We start from the raw sequence: 24601 nt of genomic DNA, 5'->3' as shown, positions 1-24601 counted from the left end.
TGCGGGATGTAGAAAAATTCCCCCTCTCCGGGGGGCGAACCAATGCTATCACATTGCCTTCATGGTTCAAGGAAGGAGAACTCATTGCCGTGTGGAATGGGGACAGATTTATTTATCAGGCGGACCGGGCGCTTCTGGCCGAAAGCATACGCCCAATGCAATCTTGAGCCCTTTGTGACAGCAGCCACACCACAGCCACAAAGGGATTACCTATCAATCCACCGGCACAACATTATCCAGCGCTCGATTCACCGCCAATTCCCCCAGCATCACCACTTGCGCAATCCCCAGCGCAGTTTTGCGGTGGCCTGGGTCAAGGAGGGCAGCGAAGTTGCAGAGCATTTCGGTGGCAGAGCCGAGGGATTCGCTGGCGTTAACCAGCAAGGACTCGCTGTCGTAGTCGGAATTGGCCAGAAACATGGGTGCGTGTTTCTGGTCGCTGCCCATGATGCGTTGAGTCGGGGTGAGGTAGTAATCGAGTGCTCGTTCTGCTGCGTCGTTGAGTGTTCGGGAATCCGGGAATTTGTAGGGTGAGACTGGATCGATTTCTGGTGGATTCGGCGTTGGTTTGAACATAGATGAAGCTCCATATGGGACTTAAGGAGCCATCACCCTCGCTACCAAACGAAAGGTGGTGGCCATACGAAGGTTGGTAGACCGGCCCATATGGAAAATCCGGCGCGCCCGAAGACGCCCTGCGCATGGCCACCATAAAACAAATGCTGAAAAAGCATCTGCGCACGGTGACGTTATGCGTCATATGGAAGCGGGCTACCAAACCCCATCACTGTTTTTCAGTGACCCAGGAACGATAAAACCCGCGCCCCAGACGCACAAGCCGGCGGATTCTGGCGTAGTCGTAGGCAACGGCGCAAGACGTTGTAGCCTTAAGCAGGTAACGCGACGTGTCTTTTAAACAGCCACGAAAAACTCCTAAACACGCATCATCAACACGCCGTTCAAAATGACATTCGTCGGTCCACCCTGCAGTTCACGCAAAGGCTTGGAACCCTCACGTCGGGGAGCGCATCAACACTAGGTTGCAACCCAAAAAGACGAGGAAGGATACCCATGTCAGTTCATCCGATTTTGTTTCTGGGCGGTTCCGGCGCCATCGGCCACCATTCTGCCAAAGCCTTACGCGCCGCCCACCCCGAGGTCCCTTTACTGATCGGCGGCCGTGACCTGGCCAAGGCTCAACAAGCGGCAGAGGAAATGGGCGGGGCGCAGGGCGTGGTCATTGATCCTGCTGCCGAAGACTTGGGGTTGGGCGATCGCCCGGTCAGCGCCGTGGCGGTTTTCTACATGGATCATTCTCTTGCCGGGTTACGTTTTGCGCAGCAGCGCAAGGTGCCGCACCTGAGCATTTCTTCTGGCATTTTCGAAATTGCGCCGCAAATCGCCAGTTTCATCCATCGCCCTGACGCGGCGCCCATCGTCCTGGGTTACGAATGGATGGTGGGCGCGACGACCGTGGCGACATTGCACCTTGCCGAAGCGTTTGCCCGAGTGCGCGATATCCGTATTGATGCGCTGGTCGACGAAGAGGACGGCGGCGGGCCGACCGTGGCCAAGGATTTCGAACACCTGAACAAGATGCTGCCGGCCGCCCTGACTCGGCGCGACGGGGAGTACATCTGGCGCGAAGGGGAGGACAAGAACGTCAGCTTCCGCGCGCTGGACGGTACGCCGATGCAAGCCAGCGGTTTCTCGTCCATCGACGTCACTGGGCTGGCGGCCGCCACCGATGCGCCTAATGTGCAGTTCAATCTCGCCAGCGGGGTCAGTTCTTCGCGACGCGCGGGGCGGCCGATGTCGACTGAGATCCTTATCGAAATGGTTGGCGAGGATCGCCAGGGGCGACCGTTGCACACTCGGCATGCCCTCGTGCATCCGGCGGGCGCCGCCGCGCTCACGGGGTTGAGTATCGCGATGCTGCTGGAGCGACTGCTCGGCCTCGATGGTCGAGCGCCCACTGCGGCAGGTCTTTACTTCCCTTATCAGTTGCTCGAGGCCGGTGCGTATCTGGAGCGTCTGAGCAAGGAGGGCGGTGAGTTGCTTGATCTGAAAGTGCCGTAAGGCAGGTTTCTTTCGGAAAAGCTGATCTTGCTCATTGAGCCGCTGGCGAGCCTTGATGCGCCCGCCAGTGCTCATTCGCCCTCACGGCGATTGCCAAGCCCCGCCATCCGCCACCGGCACTTCACCCAGATCATAAGGATTGATCCCCTCAAGGCAGCCGACATTGAAGCCGAATTCATACGGATTGGTACTGCGTCGATGATGGGTGTAGATGCCGCAGTTACCGCAGAAAAAGTGCTCGGCCACTTGCTGGCCAAAGCTGTACTTCAACAGCGCAGACTGGCCACGGATCACTTTCAGGTCCGCCGCCGGCACTGCCGCAACGACTGCGCCACGGCGTTTGCAGAAGGAGCAGTCGCAGCGATGCGGCGCCGGCAGGCCGTCGGGCAGGTGGATTTCGAGAATGACGGCGCCGCAATGGCAGCTGGCTCGATGGTCACGGCGGATCAACGTATTGCCGATCTGTTTGAGCATGACTAAGCCTCCATCCAGTCCACCGTTGCCGTTTCGCGCCATTTGACCTCGGTGATGCCATACCGCTCGGCCTGGGGTTTAGAGATGACTTTCAACGGTGGCTTGCCGGGTTTGGGAATCGGCGCGATGCCGGCATCGCAACTCGCCCAATGCCATGCGTCAACATTGCGCATGGTTTTTGCGCGGATGACGAATGATTTTGGCTGGCCGTGAAGTTTGTATTCGATGACGAAGATGTCGACGTTGCTCATGCGTTCCTCCTTACGCTCATACGCAAATGAGTTTTGCCGTCGAAAAAAATTCAAAGGATTTTCGGGGTTTGTTTCAGGCTGCTGACAATTGTTTTGCTTTGAACGGTTGGAACCGGCGGAGGCCTAAAGATCAAGCCTTTACCAAGCAGACAGAACAGCAAAAATTCCCTCGATTTCAACCCCGGAGGTACCCGGTGAACAAGACGATCAGTGCCGAGGATTTGAACATTCAGCTCAAACACAACGATGACGCTGCACTGTTCAAATGGCTGCTCGCCAGTTTCCTGATGGGCAAGCGGATACAGGCCGAAATCGCCGCCGAAGCCTATCGGGTGATCGCTGATAAACACGGGCGCGATACACCACGCAAACTGGCCGCGTGTAGCCATCGTGAACTGGTCGCGATGCTCGGTGAGGCGCACTACGTGCGTTACGACGAGACCACCGCCGTACGGCTGCACGCCTTGGCACGCCGGTTGAACGACGAATACGCGGGCAAGGTCAGCCATATGGTCGAGGCCAGCGCTAATCGCCAGGCGTTTGAGAAACGGCTGGCGGAGTTCGACGGCATCGGTCCGAAAACCGTGGAAATCTTCATGCGCGAGGCAAGCGCTGTGATCAGCCTTTGATCGTGGGCCGTGACGAAAAGCGGTCACCGCCCAGATCGTGCAGAGCCTATTTGACTCGACGGCCAGAACGATTGATCGCCAACAGGCACAGCCCGACCAGCAGTGCGGCGCCTGCAACCAGCAGTGCCGAAGGTTGCATCGGCTGGCGCAAGCCTGATGCTGTATGCCGCTGCGATATCGCCAGTGGTCGGGTTTCAACGGTCGCTTCGTCAAACGTACGCAATGATGAAACGGCTTCTGCCTGAAACGGCATTTCCTCGATGCTCAGACGCAGGCCATCTGACAGTTCCAGTTTCCGCGCGGTGATCGTGCCAACGATTCTGTCTGGATAAACCGGTTCGCCATTGGGATCGAGTTGGTCATAGAAGAAGTTCTGCCCTTCGAGCCAGCCCACGGCCGTCTGCAACTCGGGGCCCAGGTAATACTTGCCGTCGAGGAAAAAGCCAGAAAACTGCGGCGCGCGCTCGACGCTTTCAATGCTGTAACGCTCACCCGCTTTCATACCGGTTTCAGGGGCAATCATGGTCAATCCCTCCGCTGTAGGTTCAGCGGTAGAGAACACGGAGCGACCGTCGTTCCATGTAAAGGAGGAAAGGTAGCCGTTGTCCCGAAATGAACCGGTAAACGGTGAAAACAACTTAGCCCGATGAAAACCGGACGAAGTTGCAGCGCTACAGGTTCATCGGGTGCCAGGACTTTTCTATATCCGTCAGGCCCGAGGTGGCGTTTGAGGCGCGGCACCAAACGCTATCACCGGTGTGTGGCTCAGACAGTAGCGAGCAGCGGAAGACGCGCCAACATGTTTTTCAACGCCAGTGCATCCCACGGCAGGTGTTCGGCGATGCCGATGCCTACAACGTCAGCAATGCTGGCAATGTCTGCCAGCAGCCGCACCACATGGGCGATGGACATCTTGCCTTGGGCGACGCCGTCAAACGTTCCCGGTGGCGCTTCTGGATTGGCGAACAGCAGCGAGCGGAAACCGTTCGGATCCAGTACATCCAGATCCAAGTGAATGGCCAGGTGTTTCGCACCGGTAGAACGGAACCATTTCAGCACCGGTTCGCTGCTGTGGGCCAATTGCGCGGGGCTGGCATGTTGCAGTCCCAGCCGTTCAATCAGAGCGGTTTCCACAGGCATTGTTTCCATCAAACCGGCATACATCACGTTTGCCGGTTTCAGCGGACATTTGACTGCAGCAGCAAAGTCCGCATCACCTTCGCCCAGCAGATTGCCCAGCACCATGGCGTGGGCATTGGCGAAGTCCGCAGGCGTTAACACGTCGGGGTGTGCATCGACCCAGAGCACGGCAAGGTCGCCGGCATAGCGCTCGTTGAGGTAGGCGAACGGTGCGAGATCCACCAGACAATCACCGCCGAGAATGACCATCCGATCCGGTGCATGCTCATCGATAATCGCCCGCGCACTGTGCAGTTGTTGCAACAACGCGCTACGCCCGCGGATCCCGCTCTCCATCGGTAACGGCTCGTCACTTGGCATTGCGACCGGCACCTCAGCCACCGGCCCGTGCGGATCGGGTGCCAGCCAGGCCAACAGTTGCGCGCCGAAATGATAAGGCGGGTTGTTGCCACCCTGCCATTGGGGGAAAAGCAGGCGCAGGGTTTTATCGTTCGAAGGGGGCATGCCGAGATTCCTGATGGGGGCGAGCAGACGGCTCAGAGGCGAAAAAGTACGGTGCCGGTGGCCTGGCGCGATTCGAGACGCGCTTAAGCCGTGTCATGGTGACAATGACCGCTATCGTGCGCTTTGCTGAACTGGCCAGACACTTCGCCTGACTGGCCAAGCGGTCATTGCTGTTTCGAAAAGACGCTGGGTGAAACGCCAAAAGCGCTTTTGAAGGCGCGGCTGAAGTGCGCCATGTTGGTGAAACCAAAGCAGAGTGCGACTTCGCTGACGCTGCGAGACGGGCCTTTCATCAGCGCCGTCCGGCAAGCCTGAAGACGTTGCTGCCACAGCCAGCGAGTGGCCGTTGTGCCCTCCATGGCGAACAGGCGGCTGAGTGCGCGCGGGGAGACATGAATGGCTTGTGCGATGGCCGCGAGGTCCAGCCCGGTGTCCTCAAGGTTGGCCAGCAAGAAGTCTTTGGCTTTCATCAGTTGCGCGTCATGACGGCTCGAGTGGCCAAGATCCGCGAGGTCGAACGCGCCTTCGAAAGCTGTGGCCAGCACTTCCAGCAACGCGCCACTCAAGCGTTCGCCGGCACGGGTTTGCTGAGGGCCGGTATCGAGCACTTCGACCATCATGTTGCCGGCCAGTCTTGCCAGTGCCGAATGGCTGTCGAGCGTGCGACTGACCAGGGCTTCGGGTCTGGGCAAGTGCTGGATCAATCGTTCGCGGGGGATCGCAATGACGATCTGATCGTCTCCCTTGGGGAAACGGCACCGGTAGGGTTCGGCACTGTTGAACAGCACGATATCGCCGCGAGCCTGTACCGATCGTCGCCCGCGTTGTTCCAGTTCGGCTTCTGTGCTGAGGGTGAGGCAAAGAAAAAACTGCTCAACGCCTGAATCTGTCTGTCTGCTTTCGTATTCGATGGGCGCCGATGAGATGTGCGTCAGCAGAATATCGCCTAGCGTGTTAGCGCTGAGGCGACCATCGAATGGCGTGTCGGACAGCGTGCGCTGGGTGGTCAGGCCGTACGTGGCGCACACTACCTCGCTCCAATAGTCGAGCCGCTCTTTGGCAAGCAAGGATCGAGGAGGGTAGAGAATGGCCATTGTCGTAGTAACTGACTCGCAGAGTGGGTTCGGCTAGCAAGGATGCTATCAGACCAGCAGGCTCAACGAACCCGAAAGCTATTCAGAGACTGCTCGCTGACTGATGGATATCTATATCGACCATCCGGTCTCCCCATGTCGATATCAGACACAACCATGGCGCACTCAGGCTGCCGGATTGTCGGACAATCCCGGTAAGGTGACGCGTCTTCACGTCAAAATAACCCCATCCAGATCATGGGGTTAATAAGAACTGCGGCGGTTGAACGGGCTTCTTTCGGGAAATTCAGCAGGCAACGATCGTGCTCGTTTGCCTGAGTCAACTCGCTTAAATGTCGATCAGCAGAGAACAAAAAAACCAATGATCAGCCCGAACTCAACGGATTCGAGTAGCCAATTGGCGCAGGGCTTCAAGCCTCGTCACGTCACCATGCTATCCATCGCCGGGATTATCGGCGCCGGATTGTTCGTCGGCTCGGGGCATGCCATTGCGGCGGCGGGGCCGGCGGTACTTCTGGCCTATCTGTTCTCCGGTTTGCTCGTCGTGCTGGTCATGCGCATGCTCGGCGAGATGGCGGTGGCCAATCCCGACACCGGGTCGTTCTCGACCTATGCCGACCAGGCCATCGGGCGCTGGGCGGGCTTCACCATTGGCTGGCTGTACTGGTGGTTCTGGGTTCTGGTCATTCCTATCGAAGCGCTGGCGGCCGGGCATGTGCTTAACCAATGGTTTCCGCAGGTTGATGCCTGGCTGTTCGCGTTGGGCTCGATCATTGCGCTGGTGGTGACCAACCTGTTCAGCGTGTCCAAGTACGGTGAATTCGAATTCTGGTTCGCCATGGCCAAGGTCGTGGCGATCATCGGTTTCATCGGTGTCGGTTTTGCTGTGCTGATGGGCTGGATTCCCGACAGGGAAGTCAGCGGCTTGAGCGGGCTGATGGCCGAGCACGGCGGATTTGCGCCCAACGGCTTGTCAGCGGTGGTCGGTGCTTTCATCACCATCATGTTCAGCTTCATCGGAACCGAAGCGGTGACCATCGCCGCCGCCGAATCGAATGATCCGTCGCGCAACATTGCCAAGGCCACGCGCTCGGTGATCTGGCGTATTGGCGTGTTTTACCTGCTGTCGATCTTCGTCGTCATCTCCGTGGTGCCGTGGAATGATCCGTTGCTCGCTTCGGTCGGCTCTTATCAGCGCGCCCTGGAAATCATGAACATTCCCCACGCCAAGTTTATGGTCGATGTGGTGGTGCTGATCGCCGTGGCCAGTTGCATGAACTCCTCGATCTACATTGCCTCGCGCATGTTGTACTCGCTGGGCCGGCGTGGCGATGCGCCGAAGATGCTCAAGGCGACATCCTCGGAAGGTGTACCGCGCGCAGCGGTCATCGCCAGCACCGTGATCGGTGCGTCAATTACCGTGTGGAGCTATTTCATGCCTGCCGGGCTGTTTCAATTCCTGCTGGCCAGCTCCGGGGCGATTGCCTTGCTGGTATACCTCGCGATCGCGGTATCGCAGTTGCGCATGCGGCGGATACTGCGCCAGCGCAACGTCGAGCTGACTTTTCGCATGTGGCTGTTTCCGTGGCTGACGTGGCTGGTGATTGTGTTCATCTGCGCAGCGCTGGCGGTGATGATGATCACTCCTGAACATCGCACCGAAGTCACCACAACTATTGGCCTGGCGCTGGCGATTTCCTTTATTGGCCTGTTGACGTCGCGGCATCCTGCGCCGGCGGCGAGGGTTACGTCGGTGGGGTAGGCGGTTGCGCCGAACCTGATACTCTCTTCGCGAAAGCCGAAGGGAATGACAGACGCCTGCGTCTCAGACCGATTCTTATGAGGACATGATGTCATCGATCTCCTCCGTGGCCGACGGTGCGACGCAATCCGTCGGGTTTCTGCTGTTAGACAAATTCACCCTCATGTCGCTGGCGTCCGCCGTCGAGCCATTGCGCATGGCCAATCAACTGACCGGGCGAACGCTGTATCGCTGGCACACCTTCAGCGCCAATGGCGCGGCGGTCTGGGCCAGTGATGGCGTGCCAATCACCCCGGATGGCTCGTGGAGTAATCCCTCCGTGGCGGACACGGTCATCGTCTGCGGTGGTGTCGGCATCCAGAGCGCAATTACCCGCGAGCACACGACCTGGCTGCAAGCCCTGGCGCGGCAATCGAAACGCTTGGGCGGGGTCTGCACCGGCAGTTGGGCGCTGGCCAAGGCCGGGTTGCTCGACGGTTACGAGTGCAGCGTGCACTGGGAATTTCTGGCGGCCATGCAGGAAGCTTTTCCGCGCGTCAACGTCAGCACCAGTCTGTTTACCCTCGACCGCAACCGCTTCACCAGCTCCGGCGGCACTGCGCCGCTGGACATGATGCTGCACCTGATTGCCCGCGATCATGGTCGTGAACTGGTCACCGCCATCTCCGAGATGTTCGTCTACGAGCGCATCCGCAACGAGCAGGATCATCAGCGCGTGCCGCTCAAGCATGTGGTCGGCACGCACCAGCCCAAGCTGCAAGAAGTCGTTGCGTTGATGGAAGCCAATCTTGAAGAGCCGATCGACCTGGACAACCTGGCCGAATACGTGGATCTGTCACGGCGGCAGTTGGAGCGGTTGTTTCAGAAGTACCTGCAATGCACGCCGTCGCGCTACTACTTGAGGTTGCGGCTTATTCGCGCGCGACAACTGCTCAAGCAAACCTCCTTGTCGATCGTTGAGCTGGCGTATGTTTGCGGTTTCGTCTCCACACCGCATTTCTCCAAATGCTATCGCGAACACTTTGGCGTGCCGCCGAGTGATGAGCGATCCGGTTCTGATATGAGCCGTAAATCGGCATCGCCACGGTCAGTGACCAAACCGCTGACGACGCTCGACCAAGCGCGCAATGAATCGACGTTTGCCAGCGTTCGGATGGTGGAGGGTGGCGATCTGGTGTCTACGGGCTGATCGTTCTGGTTCCCGCGATCACGACAAAGCCTGAATGACATCCGCAGCCATTTTTTCAGTACTTCTCATGCCGTCAACTCGCAACACCGGGGCTGTTTGCGCTGATAACCACGACTCGTGCCACGCTCGATTGCGTCCTGAAAAGTCTGGATTGTCGTATTGCGAGGCCCATTCTCGAAAGGCCACATGTATTTCATGCATATCACCACCGGGCGCAATCCGATCTCCAAAGCGGCGCCTTTCCCGTACTGCCAGCCGCTCAAGGCGAACGGGCGTAGGTGTGACCACGAACACAATCAGATCGGCATGGGTAATCAGCGCATCTCCCCAATTGATACACGAGCCGGTCAACACCCAATCGTCGTCGCCGAGCTCTCGCTGCATCAATGAAACGCGTTCATCGGGTAGTCGCTTAGTCGTGAACGGAGGATTGGTGGGCAGCCAATAATAATCATCGACATCGACGTGTTGCAGGTCGAGCAAAAGGGCGAGGTTCTGCCCCAATGTCGTCACGCCTGCACACGAAGCACCTGTAATGTAGATACGCAATTTTCCTCCTTGAACAAGAGCCTGTTTCGGGTTCGGCAAGGTATCAAGATAGCTCCCCGGGTGTCAGTACCGTTCATTATGGGCGCACGTTTTATCGCTGCAGATTCCGCATCCGTATAGTGCTTGCCCCGTTACATGATTCCCCATAAACCTTGCGACTGAATCGAAGTATTCAGCTCAATGACGCCGGTGAGTCGCCGGCAAACGGAGGGACCATGGACGCCACCGCAATTCCCGAAGGATTCACCCCATTTACCCGCAGCAGCCCGTTGCTTGATCTGCTTGGCCCGATCTACGCGAGAGGCAGTGGACTGCAATTGGAACTGGGATTGCTGACTGACTCACGCCATGCCAATGGCCGCGGTACCTTGCATGGCGGCGTATTGGCGACGTTGGCCGATGTCGGTATGGGTTACGCGATGGCCTTTTCCAGCGACCCTCCACAGCCATTGATAACCGCGAGCATGACCCTGGATTATCTTGGTGCCGTAAAAATGAATGAGTGGCTGGAAGTGCGTCTTGAATACTCGAAAAAAGGCCGGCAATTGGCGTTTGCTGCTGTCACCCTGCGTGTCGGTGAGCGCACTGTTGCGCGGGCCAGTGCGGTGTTTGCGGTGCCAATGAGTTGAAAGTGCGTGCCATCAAGGTGTTGCTCCCAGACCACATCATTATGCTGAGCGGGTGAGTGTTATCGAGTTGAATGACCGATCAGGCATTCGTAACTCACGAAAGACGCTTCGCATTCGACGAGAATATGAAAAGCGCCATCCTCTGTTTTGAGAAGATGCCAGTAGTCGTCCGTTATGTGGTATGCCGCAGGTGCGATCTGAACCAAATCCATTTTTTATTTCCGTAGGTTATTTTCGATTTCTGACCATGACGTGGCTGCGAATGCACGATTCTGCATGGTTGTTTCTGGCCGATTGCAGCCGCTCCTGACAGGCAGTAATCGGCCAGGAGCGGACATCCATGATGGGTAGCATTCAGGCTTGCAGTAGGTTCCAGAACGGTATTTAGACCAGCTTTTCAATAGAAATCGAGGTGGCTTGAATCGTGATATCTCCAAAATCACCTTCAAGCAATAAAACATTATCAACGATGTTTATCCCTTCAAGCTCCCCGAGTTCGCTGTAGTTTTGAACGCAAAGAGCGCCAAATCTGATAGCTAGCTCCGTACCGTCCGCGTTCCATGCCATCAGTTTTTTTTGGGTCCCGTCATCCAGACTCACAACGATCTCGAAATAACGATGAGCTTGGTCCACTGTGATCGACAAGACACGGCTTTCTTCAAGTGCACGAACATCCATTATGAAGCTTCTTTCGATTAAATCCGTATCCTACTACAGGCCTGTTTCGGCGAATGCATGCGCCCGAAGTGATTGTCTGCTTCTAGCCGACAGCTGCCCTCTGCGAAGGGCAGCTTTGGGGCGCTTTCTGCACCTCACGATAGACTGCTTTCGTTCGAAAGCTGCCTTTCATCAGGGGCAAAACCTACTAGAAGCGCGTAACTGATGTCTACCACGTCCGCAGCGATAGAGGCAGATTCGCTTGTGCCTTTTGTCCTACATAGATAGCGTAGCGCTCTGTTATCTAATGCAGAGTTTTTTATGAAATTTCACTCCGTAGTCATTGATACAAATTTTCTAATGCGCGACTATCCGCTACGCGGCAATGCACTGCAGAAAATGGTAAAAACCAAGAGCTTCTATGCGCTGGAGATTTGCATCCCAGAGGTTGTTCGCGATGAGTGCATCGGGAACTACGCCAAGGATATGGAAGCTGCCAGCAAAGAACTAATTGGGCTGTCCGATAAATTTGACAGGCTAGGTTTGCAGGGAGTATTGAGCAAAAATACTGCTGCTAAGAAAATGGATTCGTCGCGTCAAAAATACACGCGCCGGTTAGACGACTTTATTGCTGTTAACGATGTGAAGTTACTTCCTTATCCTGCTGTCAGGCATAAGGATGTCGTGGAGAGGATGTATCAGCAAAAAAAGCCGTTTACAGATGGTGGGGTGCGGGAGAAAGGCTATAAGGATTTTTTGATCATTGCATCTATTGAGGAGTACCTGAAGAGGGGCGTGCAAGATAACGTACTTCTCCTCACTGAAAATGTTGCCGATTTCGCTTGCGCTAAGGCATTGTCCAAGAAAGAGAATCCGTTGCTCCCGTTGGACGACCAGTATGGTTTGTCTAATGTCTATGTCGCTCGTTCGGCGGCGGTACTGTTTAGTGCGCTGAGTTCGAATGTCGGGCAATCATGCAGCAGTGAGGTCATCAGCACATTCAATGAGAAATTGGTAAGAGCCGTAAGCAAGCGGCTTTCCGATATGGACGCGGAACTATTATTCGACTTGTTTGGGGCTTTTTTGGATGTAAATATCGAACAAAATACTATCAGCTGCAAAGTTATTGAAAGTCAGATCCAAATTGATGATGAGGCGGAAATCATGGAGGCCAAGGGAATTATGAATGTCTCCTTTCGGTGTAAGTTCTCCGTGGACAACTTCGATGTGCAGGTTAAGATAGTAGACGATCAATTTGTTTTTATGAAGCAGGTTAAAGATAGAGTTTTTCAAGAGCGCCTGCCTTGGCGCGGAGAGTGGTCGGAAAGTTTTTCTGATGTGGAGTTTAACAAGGAATTCTTGTTTGAATACATTGATATCGACTATGTGGAAAGCAGTGAAGGTGTGACTGGCGAATTAGATGCATTGTATCTTTCCGTCTCCAGGTTGTAATGGCGCGGTTTTGGCGCCGATAAATGTTTAAGAGTCGAATTGTTGCATTTAACGCTCGCTTTTTTTCAATAAAATGATTCTTGATGATTCTCGGGTGCCGTTAGTGTCAAACACTCGCAATATGCGGGGAAAGTTTCCACCGCCGGCCCCTTCATAACGGCAACGTTAGCTTTGCGCTTGTTTCACTTTAAAGCGAAAACGCTCGGGGCAGCTTGCTCATATCATACCCACGGGGAAAAATTTAGTCGGTAGTAGCTAGGGCCGGTTATCGGCTAGGAAGGAAACTGAATGTCCGTTTTAGGCCGAAAGTAGCCGCTCACAGCGACTGCTCTCGGCCCACCTTCAAGCCTGATCCATCGCCGCCGCCACGCCCTGATCCTCCCCCAGAAACCCACCACTCTGATGCTGCCAGAGCCGCGCATAAATACCGTTTCTGCTCAGCAGCTCAGTGTGCGTCCCCTGCTCGATAATCCGCCCCTCATCCATGACAATCAGTCGATCCATCGCCGCAATCGTCGACAACCGATGCGCAATAGCGATGACGGTCTTACCCTGCATCATTTCATCGAGGCTTTCCTGAATGGCCACTTCGACTTCCGAGTCCAGCGCGCTGGTGGCTTCGTCGAGCAGCAGGATCGGCGCGTTCTTCAGCATCACCCGGGCGATGGCGATACGTTGGCGCTGGCCGCCCGAAAGCTTGATGCCGCGCTCACCGACCAGCGTGTCGTAACCGCTGTGGCCTTGCTTGTCGCTGAGTTGGCTGATGAAACCGTCGGCCTGCGCGTTGGCGGCGGCGCGGCGGATATCTTCGTCGCTGGCGTCCGGGCGGCCGTAGGCGATGTTGTCGCGTATCGAGCGGTGCAGCAGCGACGTGTCCTGAGTGACCATGCCGATCGCGCTGCGCAGACTGTCTTGCGTCACGTGCGCGATGTTTTGCCCGTCGATGCGAATCTCGCCGCTGTCGACATCATAGAAACGCAGCAGCAGATTGATCAGCGTCGATTTGCCCGCACCGGAGCGGCCGACCAAGCCAATTTTTTCGCCGGGCCGGATGTTCAGGCTCAAGTTGTCGAGGACCTGACGTTCGCCGTTGTAGTTGAAATTGACCTTGTCGAACGTCACTGCACCGCCCGCCGGCACCAGCACGCTGGCGTTCGGCGCGTCCTGCACTTTAGGGCCGCGGGTGAGGGTGGCCATGCCGTCCTGCACGGTGCCAATGTTTTCGAACAGCGACGTCATCTGCCACATGATCCAGTGCGACATGCCGTTGATGCGCAGCGCCATGGCGGTGATCGCCGCCACCGCACCGGTACCGACCTGACCCAGATGCCAGAGCCACAGCGCGTAGCCGCCGGCACCCAGAATCAGCCCGACCACCAGCGCCTGATTGACGATTTCGAACTGGCTGACCAGACGCATCTGGCGGAAACCGGTGAGCTTGAAATCCTCCATGGCGGCGCGTGCAAAGTGCGCTTCACGCTTGGAGTGCGAGAACAGTTTCACCGTGGTGATGTTGGTGTAGGCGTCGGCAATCCGCCCGGTCATCGATGATCGCGCATCGGCCTGTTCCTGGCCGACTTTCCCCAAGCGCGGCACAAAATAAACCATGGCCAGCCCGAATAACGCGAGCCAGGCAATGAACGGCAGCATCAGTTTCAAGGCAAAACCGCCAGCGAGGGCGATGATCGCAATGAAGTAAACGCCGATGCCCGGTGCGATTTCGATCAGGGTGAACAAGACTTCGCGCACCGCCAATGCGGTCTGCATGACCTTGGTCGTGACCCGCCCGGAAAATTCATCGGAGAAGAACGAAAGGCTTTGCCGCAGCATAAGCCGATGAAAGTCCCAGCGCAGCCGCAACGGTAAGTTGATCGCCAGGATCTGGTGCTGAACCATCGTGCGCAACGCCACCAGCCCAATGCTGATGAACAACACGATGCCGATGCCCCAGAGCACGCGACTTTCTTGCGCGGTGACACCGCCACCGGCCTGCCATGTCGAGAGCAAATCGACGACTTGCCCGAGAAAGGAAAACAGCCAGGCTTCGTAGATCGACACACCGGCACTGAGCAGCGCCAGCGCAAGGATATAACCGCGTGCGCCGCGCGTGCAGGCCCACAGGAACCGCATCAGGCCGACGGGCGGAGGCGGTGCTTCGTCGGGAGGAAATGGGTCGAGCCGTTGTTCAAACACGCGCAGCATTGTTGTCTCCGAAATGATCAGGGTCTGGGGATTCTGCCATTGAATGGCGGCTTTGAGGGTTTGCACGTCAATGGCTTGTCCCCATTGGGCGCTGGATTCCCGAGTATCGCCCGGGATTCCGGGTGCATGCCGGTCAGCTAAGCTGACTGCTCAGAAGCCTTGAGCAACGCAAGATGCAGCGAATACACCGGGTTTTCTGTTGGGAGTCGATGGGCAAAGGAAATGTTTAATTTCTTTTTGACGTTTCTGTTCGTGCTCATTCCCACGGCGTCGCTGTCACTCGACAGTTACCTTCGTTACCGGGTGGCCAAGAGCAAACCGGTGAGCAAGGCGTGGAGGGCTTGCAATCATGTTCTTTCAATCATGCTGATCATGCAGTTGCTTGGTTTGGCGCTGTACTTCTTTTACATCGCTTGAATCTGGCGGGTTTCGAAAGAGGGATCGATGTGGTGAGTTTCGCTTGCGCACTGTTGGTGATAGGCCTGGGGCTGATTTTGTATGTGTCAGATATTTTCGGCTATTCAAAGTCCGTTAAGGCAGAGCGGTCTCGGCTGATGTCCGCTCAGATGCTTACAAGGGAGCAGAGAGACAAGCGCCGGTATTATCGGTGGGCAGGCGCCGCGAGAGTTGTGGGTTGGATTGCGATAGCCGTGGGGCTTTTGCTCTTGATGCTCCGGTAGAGCAGAACAGTGTGGGACAGCGTTTCGGCGGCTGGCCGGGCTGCCAGTTTTCAATCTCGCAGCGCGCCAGCCTCAACGCGCGCCAAAATCCACTTTCGACTGTACGCCAGCACGCCCTCGGCGATGGCTGTGGGAAAGTGGATAAACCCGTGAGGCGAGGAGGGCAGCATGTACATTTCGACCGGGGCCGCTTGCGCCCAGCGCTTGGCGATCTCGAGAGTGTCATCGCGCAGCGGATCGAGTTCACCTGCAAACAGCAACGCGGGCGGGAAGCCGCTGAAATCGCCGTACAGCGGAGACAGCGGTGGCTGGCGGCGCTGCTCGTCAGTCAACTCGGGCGTAAGCAGACGTAGCGCCTCGACCATGCCCGGGCCGTCCAGCACCAACGTGTCTGCGGGGGCGGTGCGTACGCTGGGCGTGCCGGTCAGGTCGTAGACGCCGTAGTACAGCAATGCGCCGCTGATTCTCTGCAGCAGATCGGGCCATTGCTTCAGCGCCAGCAAGGTTGCCGCCGCCAGATGACCACCCGCCGATTCACCGACTACCACGACGGGCAGGCCGGCGAACTCAGCCTCTTGTAACAGCCAACGAGTGGCGTTGAGGCAATCCTCCAGCAGTCCTTCGATGGGCGTGGACACGGCCAGTCGATAATCCACCGAAACCACGGTCACCTGGCAGCTGTCGACGATGGCCGCGTTGAAGTTGTCGTCCATCTGCGCATTGCCGATCACCCAGCCGCCACCGTGAAAGTCCAGCACCACGCCTTTCGCCGGGCCTTTGGGGCGAATGATCCGCACCGGCACGTTATCAATCAGCTTGCGCTCAGCCGTCAGACCAAACTTGCGCAACACGCCGGAACCGCCGATCTGGCTGACGCGCAACAGCGCCTGAATCACACGCGGCGTCAGGCGATTGCGGATCTTGAAACGTGGCAGCCAGGCCAGCTTCCTGTTGAAGGCGCGCACCTCATCCAACTCGCGTTCGCCCTGCGGCCACGGTGTTGCAGTACCGCAATTGGCATTGCTCATCAGCGGTTCTTGATCAGGATGGAAAAATTCAACGCCGCCGCCACACACAGCCACGCCAGATAAGGAAACAGGATCAAACCAGTGATCAGGTCCAGTTGTATCGCCAGCACCACCATCGCCGCGACCACCAGCCACAACACGGTGAGAATCACCATCGCCGCCAGCACCTGATGCGCACCGAAGAACACCGGCGTCCACAGCGTGTTCAACGCAATCTGCGCCGCCCATAGCGCCAGCACGGTCTGGCTACCGGGAATCAGGCTCAAGCGGTAACCGGCCCAGGCCAGCAGCAGATAGATAATCGTCCAGGCCACGGGGAACGCCCAGTTGGGCGGGGTGAAGCCGGGTTTGTTCAGCCCTTCGTACCACGGCCCCGGTTTGAACATCACGCCGGTGGTTGCCGCTGCTGCGCAGGCCAGAAGAAAAATGAAGAAGGTCATCGCCTGTCCTTGGCTGAAATCAGCCGGTTGGGGGTTTAAGAAAGGGACGCCTCGGCAAGGAAAAAGTTTGCCATGAAATCCGGATTGGCCAGAGAGGCGATTCAATTTGAACTAAAAACTGACCACTGCGTCAGGATAATCAGTGCCTTTTCCAACTGACGTGGATGACATCATGTACACCTATCACATCGAATATCTGTTCAACGGCGAGCCGCGGACTTTTCTGCTTGAACTCAAGGAACAGCAGTTGTCCGAGCACGAAGCCGCGATGCATCTGCTGGAACTGCACTTGGGCGACGCTGAAAACGGCCTGATGATGCCCACTGCAGACTCAACACCCGAGCAGATCCTCGAACAGGCCGAGCGGGTAGGGATTACGGACATCAAGGTCGTCAGCCAGACCAACTGAAGGTTGAGGCAAACGTTGGCAACGGTGGGGATCCATTGCATGCTGCGCGCACACTTCACTGTACGCCCGGAGGACACGCCTTGCCGACCCTGAGCCGCGCTGATCTTGCTTACGTTCTACAACTCCTCGAGCAAGACACGATTCACGACTTGAGCCTTATTTCTCAGGCCGTGCAGATGAATCCTCGCGACCTGTTGAATCAAGTCGCGATTGCCATGGCCGATCAGTTCCTTAGCGGTGCACGCGACTTTCACGCATGCGACGAGGTGATGAATCTGTTGTTCGGCGATATCGTGAACCTCGGCATGGATGCCGAAATGCCCGAGCCGGCTTTTTCCATCTACCTCGCGTTTGATTCTGGAGAGCATTGGCACACCGGTGATAACAAGGAGGTCGTACCGTGGGAAAAATGGACGCGACCTGAGCTCGTGCAGATTCTTGGTCAGCTGACGGGTGGCTTGTCCGGAGGTCGTCGATAGTTACACGCTTTCTAGCGCTGGATGGTCGACAAGCACGTTTGCCCGGTCTTGATAGAACCGCAAAAACTCATCCGCCGGCATCGCTTTGCCAAACAGCCAGCCCTGACCAAAATGCACGCCGTGATCGCGCAGGTAATCGCGCTGGGCTTCGGTCTCGATGCCTTCGGCGACTATCTGCAGGCGCAGGCTCTTGGCCATTTCGATGATGTGGCCGGTCACGGTGCCGGTCGCGGCATCCTGATCGATATTATCGACAAACGATTTGTCGATCTTCAGCACGTCCAGCGGCAGTTGCTGCAAATGCTGGAGGCTGGAAAACCCGGTGCCGAAGTCATCGATGGCCGCCAGATAACCCAGCTCGCGGGCATGGTTGACCGTGGCCCGCGCGGCGTCGATCTCGACGAATCCGCGCTCGGTGGCCTCCAGCCAGATTTGATGCTGCTGCACGTTGGCCCGGTCCAGCGCGGCCTCCAGTTTCGCCAGAAAGCGCCCGCTGCTGACGTCCTTCGCCGCCAGATTGATCGCCACGTGCAAGCTGCGCTCCTTGACCAGCAACGGGCCGAGGTCACGCATCACATTGTCGATGACCTGATCGGTGATCGGCAGAATCAAACCGCTGTGCTCGGCCAGCGGAATAAACGCATCGGGGCACACCCGCGAGCCATCCGGATGCTGCCAGCGCACCAGTGCCTCCGCACCGACGCAGGCACCGTCGCTGAGGCGGATGATCGGTTGATAGTGAACAACGAACTCACGATTGCGCACCGCCATTTGCAGTTCCGCCAGCGGCGACAGACGTTGCCGGGTGCGGCGCACGATCAGCAACACCAGCACCCCGGCGAGCAAACCACCGATGGGCAATAGCAGTAACTCCCGGCGGATCAAGCCTTGCATCAGCTCATGGCGCGACAGCGCGGCGATGACGACCCAGTCGCCGCTGTGCACGAGGGTGTAGAGATAGCCGTCGGCAAGGCCCGAATGCGGGCCGGAATGCACGCGAGCAAGAAAGTGTTCCGCGCCCGGTCGCGAGGCACTGACCAATTGTCCGGCAGCAGTGCCGACCGTCAGGTGCAAATCCTCATCAAGCATCACCTGCAAAAACTGCTCGGGATCGACCAGCACGTTGAACGCCGCATACTGCAGCGCCATCATCGGCTTGGCCGCAACGATGCGCGACTGCACACCGAGCGACACACGCACGCCATCCGCGGTGGTGAAGTCTTCACGCCACGGCGCCGCATGCTGCCCGACCAGGCCCCATGACCCGCAGGCGTAAATCTCTTCTTCGACATAGCCGATAGACTTCACCGAGAGGGTGTTGATGGTCAGCAGACGCATCTCGTCGATGCTTTCCGGCGTGCACGGAGCGAGCCGGGAACCGGCGATGGATTTCAGCGCGCCGGCCGCTTCACTGAAGGTGCCATGGGCACGACTGGAGGCGACGGAAGCGAGGGTTTCCAGACTTTGTTGAGCCGCTGCCAGATTCAACATCCAGGCGACGTAACCCATCAAAATGACCGGAAGCAAGACACACGGAAGGCCCAGGAGAATGCTCCCCCAGACAATGCGTTTTTTGTTCATGGCGCCACCTTGGCCTCAAGGCCTGTGACGTGCGCACAGCACGGCTGTTTCCCAGCCCTTTCAGAATACCGCCGGTGTGTGGGGCAAATATTGCTGTAGATCAACCGCCGGCTCGCCTTGCGCGAGCATTCCATACACCGCAAAACTTTGTGGGAGCTGGCTTGCCAGCGATGGCGTCGGCACGTCCAGCATCCTCATAGCCAGACCTACCGCTTTCGCGGGCAAGCCATGCTCCCACAGGTATTGTGTGACGCCCGAAATCTTCAATCATCCAAGCAGACAGGTCTAAATTGCTCCCTGGATTAGCGCCTGGTACGGACCAATCGCGCACCCCACGGCCCGATCGCGCTGCCATTTCCATTCAAAGCAAAACTGTCATATTCAGTATCACTTGCCTACCCATAGTGACCAGCCCAACGCTTAAACAATGAGGCTGCACTGTGTTTCAACGTCTTCTGTGTTCGCTGTCCGTACTGAGCCTGTCCATCGCCGCCGCCCATGCTGCCGAGTCCGTGCCGCTGGACACGCCGCGCCTGCAAGGCATCGACAACTTCCGTGATATCGCCGGCATCACCACCGCGTACACCACGGCCCACGACGGCACGATGCGCAGCGGCGTGTTCTACCGCTCCAACGCGCTGACGCCGACGGCCAGCGATCTGGCGACCCTCAACAGCCTCGGCATCAAAGCCATCTACGACCTGCGCACCCCGAGCGAAATCGCCGCCACCCCGGACACAATGATCAGTGGCGCGACCTACCAGAACATCGACATCATCGGCAGCACCACCTCTGGCTCGAATATCACCAACATTTCCTTCAACAGCGCCGCCGACGCGATCGCCATGATGGAACAGACTAACCGCGCCTTCGTCAGCGATGCCGGCATGCGCAGCCAGTTCGGCAACTTGTTCAACGCACTCGCCAGCGTCGACGCCGCGCAACTGTTTCACTGCACCGCCGGCAAGGATCGCACCGGCTGGACCGCCGCCGTGTTGCAGAGCATTGCCGGTGTCGACAACGCAACCATCATGGCCAACTACCTGGCGACCAACGACTACACCGCCGCCCGCGTCGCCGCCACGCTGAAGGCGCTACCGCCAAGCATGGCCGCGATCTACGAGCCACTGCTCGGCGTCCAGGCTAGCTACTTGCAGGCCGGACTCGACGAAGTCACCGCCGAATACGGCAGCATGGACAACTACCTCAAACAAGGCCTCGGCCTGTCGCAAGAAACCATTTACGTCCTGCGCGGCAAACTGGTCGAATACAACAGCCTGCCGGGTCAGGCCGGGCTGATCGGCAACGCCGCTGCCGGCGCCGAATTGCTCCGCGAGTTGCAAAACACCAGCCTGTCCGGCACCTACAGCGCCTACAACTACTATCTGCAATCGGCGATCGATGCCGGCACCCTCGGCGGTGTTGAATCCCAGGTCGGCGGCCAGGTGCACGCCGACGCCGCCAGCTACCTGCTGCGCCAAAACGCGATGATCGAACAAGCCGCCGCACCGTTCGCCAGCGGCACTGATCTCAAGATCGGCCAATATCGCCTCTGGACCACCGCGCTCGCCGGCTACCTCGGCACCGACGGCTCGTCCCACGCCGAGAGCAGCAACGAACACAGCCAAGGCCTGATGGTCGGCGTCACCCAACGCTTCAGCGAACAACTCAGCGCACGCGGCGGCTTCGGCTACAGCAAAGGCACGGTCGGCGGCGCCGGTGGCGAAGCTGACACCGACTTCACCTTCCTCAATGTCGGCGCCCGCTACGGCTTCACCAGCCTTGAACAAGGCCTGTTCCTAGACGCCAACGCCAGCGCCGGCTACATCGACTACGACAGCAAACGCGATCTCGGCGGCGGCCTCGGCACCGCGAAGGGCGACACCCACGGCAACCTCAGCGGCGCCACGCTTGCACTCGGCTATCGCGCCCCGGTCAACGGCATGATCTTCGAACCAAGCCTGGGCTTCCGAGTCAGCCACCTCGACCTCAACGGCTTCAAGGAGAAGGGCAGCGAACTCTCACTCGACGTCGACGACAACACCGCCACCCGCCGCAGCGCCGTTGCCAATCTCAACGTCGCCTTTGCGCCGGTGGCGATGGGCGCATGGCAACTGGTGCCGGGCGTACAAGTGGGTTACGAACGCACACTGGGCGATAACCAGGTCGAGAGCCAAAGCCACCTGCTGGGCCTCGACATCGAACAACGCGCCGCCTTCGACAACCGCGACCAATTCAGCGGCGGCGTCAACGTCATGGCCAGCCTCGGCGCCCTGAGCCTCGGCGCAGAAATCGGCGCCAATGGCGGCGGCGACAGCCACGGCTTCAACGGCGGCCTCAAAGCCAGCTACGCCTTCTAAAAAAAGCGGGGTCAAGGAAGACCCCACTCCAACCAACACCACAGGTTCTATGGGTTGCTATCAATCTAAATCACACCACAAACCCCTGTGGGAGCTGGCTTGCCAGCGATAGGGCCAGCCCAGCCAACATCTCCATCGACTGACCCACCGCCATCGCTGGCAAGCCAGCACCCACAGGTTTTGTGGAGTGCCAACAATCTCAGGCACACCAAAAATCCTTGTGGGAGCTGGCTTGCCAGCGATTGGGCCAACACAGCCAATCTCTTCATTGCCTGACCCACCGCCATCGCTGGCAAGCCAGCACCCACAGGTTTTGTGGAGTGCCAACAATCTCAGGCACACCAAAAATCCTTGTGAGAACTGGCTTGCCAGCGATTTGGCCAGCACAGCCAACCTCTTCATTGCCTGACCCACCGCCATCGCTGGCAAGCCAGCTCCCACAGGTTTTGTGGATTGCCAACAATCTCAGGCACACCAAAAATCCTTGTGGGAGCTGGCTTGCCAGCGATTGGGCTAACACAGCCAACCTCTTCATTGCCTGACCCACCGCCATCGCTGGCAAGCAGCTCCCAAAGATTGTGGAATGCCAACAATCTCAATCACACCGCTGACCCCTGTGGGAGCTGGCTTGCCAGCGATTTGGCCAGCCCAGCCAACATCTCCATTGCCTTACCCACTGCAATCGCTGGCAAGCCAGCCACAGGTTTTGTGGATTGCCAACAATCTCAATCACAACACAGCCCCCTGTGGGAGCTAGCCTGCTAGCGATAGCGCCTTCCCAGCCACCATCACCACAACAGACTCACGCCCTCAATCCCGCCCGCGCAAATCCGCAGGACTCACCCCATAAGCCCCCTGAAAATACCGACAAAACCGCCCCACATTGCTAAACCCAAACCGCAACGCCACCTCCGTCACCGACCCCGAACCCCGCCGTTTCAAAACCTCATAAGCCCGCTCCAGCCGCACCTGTCGCTGATACGCCACAATCGACATCCCGACAAACCGCCGAAACCCCTCCTGCAACGCCCGCTGACTCACATGACTCAACCGCGCCAGATCCACACCACTGACCAACTGCTCCGGATGTGCCTGAATAAACTCCACCGCCAACTTCACATGCCGTGGCGCAACCATCGCCGTCGGCCGCCGCAACGCCTCGGAAAAGTTATGCGGCCAAGCCTCCAACACCGCATCAACCAACATCTCGCGCAACCGCGACGGCATCAACGTCCCGCTGTTGAGCAACAGATCAAACTCCGTCCCCGTCGCCAGATCAATCAACGCCTTGATCCCCTGAAACGCTGCCGTCTCAAGATCCACGCTCGGCTCAAAAACGATCTTCTGCAGAATCGGTTTATCCAACAACGCCGACAGTCGCTCGGTGAGCTGGTGACGATTGATCGACATCCCGTGATGCGCGTGATCATCCAGAAAGCGCATCGAACGGATATCCGCCTTATCAATCGCCAGCCCAACGTGCGACACCCCGATAGACTCGGTGGCATGGTTGAAAACGATCTTGCCGGCAGTGGGAATGACGAAGGTGATCTCGTCCTGTGGATCGGGGAAAGCGACGGTGAAATCACCGTGATAATGCATCCGCCGAAAACTCACACCATCGTGCCGCCCGTAAACGCCGCCGATAATGATGTTCGACGGCGGCGGCGGATTGTCCGCATATCGATTGCCAAACAATCTGGAAAACAGTGCACCGAAGTCGTCCGAACGAAGATTGTCGGAGCGCAGAATGATTTGCTGGCGAACAGGAGTCGGAAACACCTTGGCGGCACCTTCGGTTGGGGGCTCTAGGACAGGGGTGAAGGGTAGGGCGCCGAGGAGGTTAGCAGAGGAAATATGACCGGTTTGTGACAGCCGGAAACATGCCGTAACACCGCCGCGCCACGTTTAAGCAAAGGACACTCGGCAGCCAATCGCCGACATGGCAACCTGCTCGCCACTGTACTCAGCAAGCAAACACAGGCACCGCGCCAAGCCCCAGCCCCTGTTTGCCCAGCCCTGAAAGCCAAAAATCATCGGAGCGGCAATGCAAGCCAACACACAAACACTCCCCATCACCCTGACCCCGGAACTCGACTTCGACCAAAACGCCGCCAGCGCTTTCGGCGAATCGCTGACCCACGAATACACCCAAGCCACACCATTCCCGCACATCGTCATCGACAACTTCCTGCAAGCAGACGTCATCGCCAGCATTCGCGAACACTTCCCGGTCGAACCGACCAACAACGAACAGACCTACGAGCGCGGCTACAAAGGCCAACTCAAACGCCAAATCAGCCCTAACGCCTGCAGCCCGTACCTGAAGAACGTATTCAACACCTTCAACTCCGCACCCATGCTGGAATTCCTCGAAAAACTTACCGGCATACAAGGCCTGATCCCCGATCCGTATTTCGCCGGCGGCGGCCTGCACGAAACCAAAACCGGCGGCTTCCTCGGCGTGCACTCGGATTTTCGACTAAACAAAAAGCTCAACGTCGAGCGACGGCTGAACGTGATCATTTACCTGACCGAGGACTGGCAGGAGGCGTACGGCGGCAACCTGGAGCTTTGGGATGTGGGGATGAAGAAATGTCTGAAGAAGGTGCTGCCGATTTATAACCGGTGTGTGATTTTTAATACGGATAAGGACAGCAATCACGGGCATCCGGAGCCGTTGACTACGCCGGAGCACATTACTCGGCGGTCGATTGCGCTTTATTACTACACGGGGAGTGGGGTGGGCGGGGAGCCGGGGCAGAGGAATAAAACGCACTATAAGCCGCGGCCGAAGGATCGGTGGAGTTTGAGGTACTACATGAATAAGTTGTTTAGAACGAAAGCGTGAGGAGGCTGCGTAATCAGGGAAGCAGCCGTTTTTTGGACTGGGTGGTAGCAGCTGGTGGTGGTTCAGCTTTCGGCCAATTGCTGCCATTCACGAAAGGCTGCTCTCGGCCAATAGCTGCCATTCATAATGAGCAGTAAACCTCCCATTGCAGCCGGTCGCGCC

Annotated in this window: 24 protein-coding genes; 11 read left to right on the top strand and 13 right to left on the bottom strand. The window is 57.7% G+C overall.

Features of this window, described 5'->3' with window-relative positions:
- Positions 1 to 213 precede the first annotated feature (213 nt).
- Positions 214 to 576, bottom strand: coding sequence for a DUF6124 family protein (locus tag ACZZ0A_RS12800; RefSeq protein ID WP_463543212.1), 363 nt, complete (start codon positions 574 to 576; stop codon positions 214 to 216).
- A 495-nt stretch (positions 577 to 1071) separates the two neighbouring features.
- Between ACZZ0A_RS12800 and ACZZ0A_RS12795 the strand changes: the two genes are divergently transcribed.
- On the top strand, positions 1072 to 2079 hold the full coding sequence (locus ACZZ0A_RS12795) for an NAD(P)-dependent oxidoreductase (protein WP_463543211.1): 1008 nt from the start codon (positions 1072 to 1074) through the stop codon (positions 2077 to 2079).
- Positions 2080 to 2160: 81 nt separating this feature from the next.
- On the opposite strand, the gene ACZZ0A_RS12790 is transcribed toward ACZZ0A_RS12795, so the two are convergent.
- Both ACZZ0A_RS12790 and ACZZ0A_RS12785 read right to left on the bottom strand, forming a co-directional pair.
- The gene (locus tag ACZZ0A_RS12790) at positions 2161 to 2553 is read right to left on the bottom strand and encodes a GFA family protein (RefSeq protein ID WP_463543210.1); all 393 of its coding nucleotides are present in this window, start codon (positions 2551 to 2553) and stop codon (positions 2161 to 2163) included.
- Between the two features lie 2 nt (positions 2554 to 2555).
- A complete protein-coding gene (locus tag ACZZ0A_RS12785; protein ID WP_007916153.1) occupies positions 2556 to 2804 on the bottom strand; it encodes a DUF6555 family protein in 249 nt (82 codons plus the stop codon).
- A gap of 194 nt (positions 2805 to 2998) precedes the next feature.
- On the opposite strand from ACZZ0A_RS12785, the gene ACZZ0A_RS12780 reads away from it, so the two are divergent.
- The gene (locus ACZZ0A_RS12780; RefSeq protein WP_095111944.1) at positions 2999 to 3433 is read left to right on the top strand and encodes an HhH-GDP family DNA glycosylase; all 435 of its coding nucleotides are present in this window, start codon (positions 2999 to 3001) and stop codon (positions 3431 to 3433) included.
- A gap of 46 nt (positions 3434 to 3479) precedes the next feature.
- Here ACZZ0A_RS12780 and ACZZ0A_RS12775 read toward each other — a convergent pair whose 3' ends face one another.
- The 3 genes from ACZZ0A_RS12775 to ACZZ0A_RS12765 form a co-directional block, all read right to left on the bottom strand.
- Complete coding sequence (locus ACZZ0A_RS12775) at positions 3480 to 3956, bottom strand: short chain dehydrogenase (protein ID WP_463543209.1); 477 nt, start codon at positions 3954 to 3956, stop codon at positions 3480 to 3482.
- A gap of 242 nt (positions 3957 to 4198) precedes the next feature.
- Complete coding sequence (locus tag ACZZ0A_RS12770; protein WP_414915995.1) at positions 4199 to 5077, bottom strand: arginase family protein; 879 nt, start codon at positions 5075 to 5077, stop codon at positions 4199 to 4201.
- 164 nt (positions 5078 to 5241) lie between these two features.
- Entirely contained in the window at positions 5242 to 6105 is an 864-nt protein-coding gene (locus tag ACZZ0A_RS12765) for a helix-turn-helix domain-containing protein (RefSeq protein WP_463543208.1), read from the bottom strand.
- A gap of 427 nt (positions 6106 to 6532) precedes the next feature.
- On the opposite strand from ACZZ0A_RS12765, the gene gabP reads away from it, so the two are divergent.
- Both gabP and gbdR read left to right on the top strand, forming a co-directional pair.
- Positions 6533 to 7933 carry a GABA permease gene (gene gabP / locus ACZZ0A_RS12760; protein ID WP_007916180.1) on the top strand — a complete coding sequence of 467 codons (1401 nt, stop codon included), beginning with the start codon at positions 6533 to 6535 and terminating at the stop codon, positions 7931 to 7933.
- Between the two features lie 88 nt (positions 7934 to 8021).
- Positions 8022 to 9122, top strand: coding sequence for a choline metabolism transcriptional regulator GbdR (gene gbdR / locus ACZZ0A_RS12755; protein ID WP_463543207.1), 1101 nt, complete (start codon positions 8022 to 8024; stop codon positions 9120 to 9122).
- A gap of 18 nt (positions 9123 to 9140) precedes the next feature.
- On the opposite strand, the gene ACZZ0A_RS12750 is transcribed toward gbdR, so the two are convergent.
- Complete coding sequence (locus ACZZ0A_RS12750; RefSeq protein ID WP_463543206.1) at positions 9141 to 9671, bottom strand: ATP-binding protein; 531 nt, start codon at positions 9669 to 9671, stop codon at positions 9141 to 9143.
- Positions 9672 to 9886: 215 nt separating this feature from the next.
- Between ACZZ0A_RS12750 and ACZZ0A_RS12745 the strand changes: the two genes are divergently transcribed.
- The gene (locus tag ACZZ0A_RS12745) at positions 9887 to 10300 is read left to right on the top strand and encodes a PaaI family thioesterase (protein WP_463543205.1); all 414 of its coding nucleotides are present in this window, start codon (positions 9887 to 9889) and stop codon (positions 10298 to 10300) included.
- Positions 10301 to 10684: 384 nt separating this feature from the next.
- Here ACZZ0A_RS12745 and ACZZ0A_RS12740 read toward each other — a convergent pair whose 3' ends face one another.
- Positions 10685 to 10978, bottom strand: a complete 294-nt coding sequence (locus ACZZ0A_RS12740) for a hypothetical protein (RefSeq protein ID WP_463543204.1) — start codon at positions 10976 to 10978, stop codon at positions 10685 to 10687.
- 300 nt (positions 10979 to 11278) lie between these two features.
- On the opposite strand from ACZZ0A_RS12740, the gene ACZZ0A_RS12735 reads away from it, so the two are divergent.
- Complete coding sequence (locus tag ACZZ0A_RS12735) at positions 11279 to 12409, top strand: PIN domain-containing protein (RefSeq protein WP_463543203.1); 1131 nt, start codon at positions 11279 to 11281, stop codon at positions 12407 to 12409.
- Positions 12410 to 12751: 342 nt separating this feature from the next.
- Here ACZZ0A_RS12735 and ACZZ0A_RS12730 read toward each other — a convergent pair whose 3' ends face one another.
- Complete coding sequence (locus tag ACZZ0A_RS12730; protein ID WP_463543202.1) at positions 12752 to 14611, bottom strand: ABC transporter ATP-binding protein; 1860 nt, start codon at positions 14609 to 14611, stop codon at positions 12752 to 12754.
- 222 nt (positions 14612 to 14833) lie between these two features.
- Here ACZZ0A_RS12730 and ACZZ0A_RS12725 point away from each other — a divergent pair, with 222 nt between their 5' ends.
- Positions 14834 to 15028, top strand: coding sequence for a hypothetical protein (locus ACZZ0A_RS12725; RefSeq protein ID WP_007916204.1), 195 nt, complete (start codon positions 14834 to 14836; stop codon positions 15026 to 15028).
- A 313-nt stretch (positions 15029 to 15341) separates the two neighbouring features.
- Here the strand turns inward: ACZZ0A_RS12725 and ACZZ0A_RS12720 are convergent, their stop codons facing one another.
- Positions 15342 to 16319: an alpha/beta hydrolase gene (locus ACZZ0A_RS12720; protein ID WP_463543201.1), complete on the bottom strand. Its 978-nt coding sequence runs from the start codon at positions 16317 to 16319 to the stop codon at positions 15342 to 15344.
- Entirely contained in the window at positions 16319 to 16759 is a 441-nt protein-coding gene (gene tspO / locus ACZZ0A_RS12715; RefSeq protein ID WP_007916213.1) for a tryptophan-rich sensory protein TspO, read from the bottom strand. The genes ACZZ0A_RS12720 and tspO overlap by 1 nt, the downstream gene beginning before the upstream one ends.
- Before the next feature lie 142 nt (positions 16760 to 16901).
- On the opposite strand from tspO, the gene ACZZ0A_RS12710 reads away from it, so the two are divergent.
- Complete coding sequence (locus ACZZ0A_RS12710; RefSeq protein WP_007916215.1) at positions 16902 to 17168, top strand: hypothetical protein; 267 nt, start codon at positions 16902 to 16904, stop codon at positions 17166 to 17168.
- 80 nt (positions 17169 to 17248) lie between these two features.
- Positions 17249 to 17647, top strand: coding sequence for a hypothetical protein (locus ACZZ0A_RS12705; protein ID WP_463543200.1), 399 nt, complete (start codon positions 17249 to 17251; stop codon positions 17645 to 17647).
- On the opposite strand, the gene ACZZ0A_RS12700 is transcribed toward ACZZ0A_RS12705, so the two are convergent.
- Entirely contained in the window at positions 17648 to 19228 is a 1581-nt protein-coding gene (locus ACZZ0A_RS12700; RefSeq protein WP_463543199.1) for an EAL domain-containing protein, read from the bottom strand.
- A gap of 440 nt (positions 19229 to 19668) precedes the next feature.
- On the opposite strand from ACZZ0A_RS12700, the gene ACZZ0A_RS12695 reads away from it, so the two are divergent.
- Positions 19669 to 21588, top strand: coding sequence for a tyrosine-protein phosphatase (locus ACZZ0A_RS12695; RefSeq protein ID WP_463543198.1), 1920 nt, complete (start codon positions 19669 to 19671; stop codon positions 21586 to 21588).
- An 810-nt stretch (positions 21589 to 22398) separates the two neighbouring features.
- Here ACZZ0A_RS12695 and ACZZ0A_RS12690 read toward each other — a convergent pair.
- A complete protein-coding gene (locus ACZZ0A_RS12690) occupies positions 22399 to 23370 on the bottom strand; it encodes an AraC family transcriptional regulator (protein WP_463543197.1) in 972 nt (323 codons plus the stop codon).
- A gap of 265 nt (positions 23371 to 23635) precedes the next feature.
- Here ACZZ0A_RS12690 and ACZZ0A_RS12685 point away from each other — a divergent pair, with 265 nt between their 5' ends.
- Positions 23636 to 24439 (top strand): 2OG-Fe(II) oxygenase, encoded by an 804-nt coding sequence (locus ACZZ0A_RS12685; RefSeq protein WP_463543196.1) that lies wholly within the window; start codon positions 23636 to 23638, stop codon positions 24437 to 24439.
- The last annotated feature ends 162 nt before the right edge of the window (positions 24440 to 24601 follow it).

This window comes from Pseudomonas sp. AC242 (genome assembly GCF_979258655.1).
The sequence above is the reverse complement of the archived record's forward strand: the minus strand, read 5'-3'. Positions and strand labels throughout refer to the sequence as shown.

Coding starts and splice junctions, on each gene's coding strand:
- ACZZ0A_RS12700 (WP_463543199.1), bottom strand. CDS start 19,228: ATGAACAAAAAACGCATTGTCTGGGGGAGCATTCTCCTGGGCCTTCCG.
- ACZZ0A_RS12775 (WP_463543209.1), bottom strand. CDS start 3,956: ATGATTGCCCCTGAAACCGGTATGAAAGCGGGTGAGCGTTACAGCATT.
- ACZZ0A_RS12730 (WP_463543202.1), bottom strand. CDS start 14,611: ATGCTGCGCGTGTTTGAACAACGGCTCGACCCATTTCCTCCCGACGAA.
- ACZZ0A_RS12745 (WP_463543205.1), top strand. CDS start 9,887: ATGGACGCCACCGCAATTCCCGAAGGATTCACCCCATTTACCCGCAGC.
- ACZZ0A_RS12735 (WP_463543203.1), top strand. CDS start 11,279: ATGAAATTTCACTCCGTAGTCATTGATACAAATTTTCTAATGCGCGAC.
- ACZZ0A_RS12800 (WP_463543212.1), bottom strand. CDS start 576: ATGTTCAAACCAACGCCGAATCCACCAGAAATCGATCCAGTCTCACCC.
- ACZZ0A_RS12740 (WP_463543204.1), bottom strand. CDS start 10,978: ATGGATGTTCGTGCACTTGAAGAAAGCCGTGTCTTGTCGATCACAGTG.
- tspO (WP_007916213.1), bottom strand. CDS start 16,759: ATGACCTTCTTCATTTTTCTTCTGGCCTGCGCAGCAGCGGCAACCACC.
- gabP (WP_007916180.1), top strand. CDS start 6,533: ATGATCAGCCCGAACTCAACGGATTCGAGTAGCCAATTGGCGCAGGGC.
- ACZZ0A_RS12785 (WP_007916153.1), bottom strand. CDS start 2,804: ATGAGCAACGTCGACATCTTCGTCATCGAATACAAACTTCACGGCCAG.
- gbdR (WP_463543207.1), top strand. CDS start 8,022: ATGTCATCGATCTCCTCCGTGGCCGACGGTGCGACGCAATCCGTCGGG.
- ACZZ0A_RS12770 (WP_414915995.1), bottom strand. CDS start 5,077: ATGCCCCCTTCGAACGATAAAACCCTGCGCCTGCTTTTCCCCCAATGG.
- ACZZ0A_RS12685 (WP_463543196.1), top strand. CDS start 23,636: ATGCAAGCCAACACACAAACACTCCCCATCACCCTGACCCCGGAACTC.
- ACZZ0A_RS12725 (WP_007916204.1), top strand. CDS start 14,834: ATGTTTAATTTCTTTTTGACGTTTCTGTTCGTGCTCATTCCCACGGCG.
- ACZZ0A_RS12790 (WP_463543210.1), bottom strand. CDS start 2,553: ATGCTCAAACAGATCGGCAATACGTTGATCCGCCGTGACCATCGAGCC.
- ACZZ0A_RS12795 (WP_463543211.1), top strand. CDS start 1,072: ATGTCAGTTCATCCGATTTTGTTTCTGGGCGGTTCCGGCGCCATCGGC.
- ACZZ0A_RS12720 (WP_463543201.1), bottom strand. CDS start 16,319: ATGAGCAATGCCAATTGCGGTACTGCAACACCGTGGCCGCAGGGCGAA.